General features: G+C 41.2%; 2 protein-coding genes. Both read left to right on the top strand.

The features are described from left to right. Positions 1-216 (top strand): hypothetical protein (locus K7G79_RS14610; RefSeq protein ID WP_223552335.1); only part of this gene is annotated, 216 nt, incomplete at its 5' end. Positions 217-329: 113 nt separating this feature from the next. Continuing rightward, a partial coding sequence (locus tag K7G79_RS14605) for a glycoside hydrolase family 3 N-terminal domain-containing protein (protein ID WP_223552334.1) occupies positions 330-2,570 on the top strand: 2,241 nt, incomplete at its 3' end.

The raw sequence follows: 2,570 nt of genomic DNA, 5'->3' as shown, positions 1-2,570 counted from the left end.
GACCAAACAGGAGAATACGAAAAGAATAAAATAAGAGAGGCAATAGGACGGTACGATGAACTTTGGGAAGAATGGAAAGAACTGGAAAAGATCAGCCCTTCGTGTGCCACGATTTACGAACCCAACGGTTTTGCTATCCGCGGACATTTGGATATATATGGTAATCCTAAAACAGGTATTGGTGCTTCGGTTGATTCTTATAGGAACTTAAAATAAAAGAAATCTTTTTAATAATGAGTTTAAAAATAAAAGTAATTTGGAAATATAGCCTTTTGTTATTAGTCCTGAAATTAATGTCATGTTCTGGTCTTGAAGATAAACTGGTATATATGGACAAAGATGCACCTGTTGAAAATCGAGTACATGATTTAGTGATGCGAATGACTCTGGAGGAAAAAATAAACCAGTTGTCGATGAAAAGCCTGAACCAGCTTCAACTCGATGAAAAAGGAGAAGTCACCACAGAGTCGCTAGAGAACTTATTTAACGGGCAAAGTATTGGTTGTCTAGAAAGCCCTTTTGTTGAGCACGAAAAAATTGCAAAGTTTTCAGCTGCTGCCGATAAATATTTACGAGAAAATACGCGTCTGGGAATTCCTGCCATTCAGATTGCGGAATGTCTTCACGGGCAGATGGCACTTGGCGCAACCATTTTCCCGCAAGCCATTGCACAGGGAAGTTCCTGGGACCCTGAGTTAATTAGGGCTATGGGAAGTATAATTGCCAAAGAGGCAAGTTCAGCAGGTGTTGATCAGGCCTTATCTCCGCTTTTTGATCTGGCCATTGATCACCGTTATGGCAGGGTAGAAGAATGTTATGGCGAAGATGTTTTTCTGGTTTCGGAAATGGGAAAGGCTTTTGTAACGGGGATGCAGGGCGATCCAGAAATCACAAAAAAGCACATTCCTGAAAACAAATTAATGTGTACTGCCAAGCATTTTGTTGCATACAGCACCCCTCAGGCCGGAATTAATATCGCTCCGGCAGTTATCGGTGAAAGAGATTTAAGGAGCCAGCACCTTGTGCCTTTCGAAAAAGCTGTAAAAGATGCAAACATATATAGTATTATGCCAGGCTATCACGAGGTAGATGGGGTTCCCGTTCATGCCAGCAAATGGTTGTTAACAGATATTCTGAGAGGAGAATGGGGTTTTAATGGCTACATCTTTTCCGACTATACAGCGCTAAATATGCTTCAGAACTTTCATCATACAGCCTCAGATAAACAAGAAACTGCCAAACAAGCTATAATTGCCGGAGTTGATTTAGAAGCTCCTTCGCAATATGCTTACGGAGAATTGAAGGAATTGGTTGAAAGTGGTGACCTGGATGAGGAAATAGTTGATACTGCGGTAAAGCGAATTTTGCTTGCAAAGTTCAAAGCTGGTTTATTTGACAGCCCTTACACTGTTCCTACTAACAGAGAGGAGAAGATACATACGCTCGAACATATTGCCCATGCACAAAAAATGGCAGAAGAATCAGTTATACTTTTAAAAAACATGGATCAACTGCTTCCATTCGACAAAACAAAGTTAGGATCAATTGCTGTAATTGGACCCAATGCCGATCAGGTGCAATTTGGCGACTATTCGGTAACCAAGAGCAACGACTACGGCATTACACTTCTTGATGGTATAAAACAGCTTGTCGGAGATAATGTAAAGGTTAACTATGCCAGAGGATGTGGAATAACCGATCTAGATAAAAGCGGCATTGAAGAGGCTGTGCGCATTGCTAAAAACAATGACGTGGTTGTGCTGGCTATTGGCGGAACAAGTATTATTTATTCAGGAATAGGCTGGGGCAACGACAAGTTGGATAAGCACAATACCTGCGGTGAGGGGCTAGACCGTACAACGCTAACTCCTCCGGGTGTACAACCCGAACTAATCAGAGCTATTCACGAAACAGGTAAGCCAATAGTGTTGGTAATGATACATGGCCGGCCATACTCCATTAACTGGGAAAAGGAAAATATACCTGCTATTATTGAAGCTTGGTATCCTGGCGAACAGGGTGGATTAGCTATAGCCAATATTCTGTTTGGAGAAGTTAATCCTTCAGGAAAACTTCCGGTATCTGTTCCTCGGAGTGTAGGGCACATGCCTAGCATATCGGCACATAAACCTTCTGCAAAAGGGTACTATCGGCAGAGGGGTACGCTGGAAAATCCAGGGAGAGACTATGTGTTTTCAACTCCCGATCCTTTATTTTGCTTTGGTCACGGATTAAGCTATACTGAGTTTGAATATTCAAACCTGAAAATAGAAAGTAAAGAGCTGCAAACAGGGGAGCCGTTACGTATAACTTGCGATGTAAAAAACATAGGCGATATTAAAGGAAAGGAAGTTGTTCAATTGTATTTGAACGACAAAGTAAGTTCGGTTACCACCCCGGTAAAAATGTTAAAAGGTTTTCGTAAAATAGAGATAGAACCTGGAGAATCGAAATTAGTTTCATTTGAAATTAACTTTAATGAATTAAGCCTCTGGAACCAGGAAATGAAAAAACTTGTGGAACCAGGTGAATTTGACGTGCTTGTAGGAAGCTCATCGGAAGATATCAGG

The organism is Aestuariivivens sp. NBU2969 (assembly GCF_019931125.1).
GTDB classification, from domain to species: Bacteria; Bacteroidota; Bacteroidia; order Flavobacteriales; family Flavobacteriaceae; genus Aestuariivivens; species Aestuariivivens marinum.
Note: the sequence above shows the minus strand (reverse complement) of the source record. Positions and strands in the feature narration are given on the sequence as shown.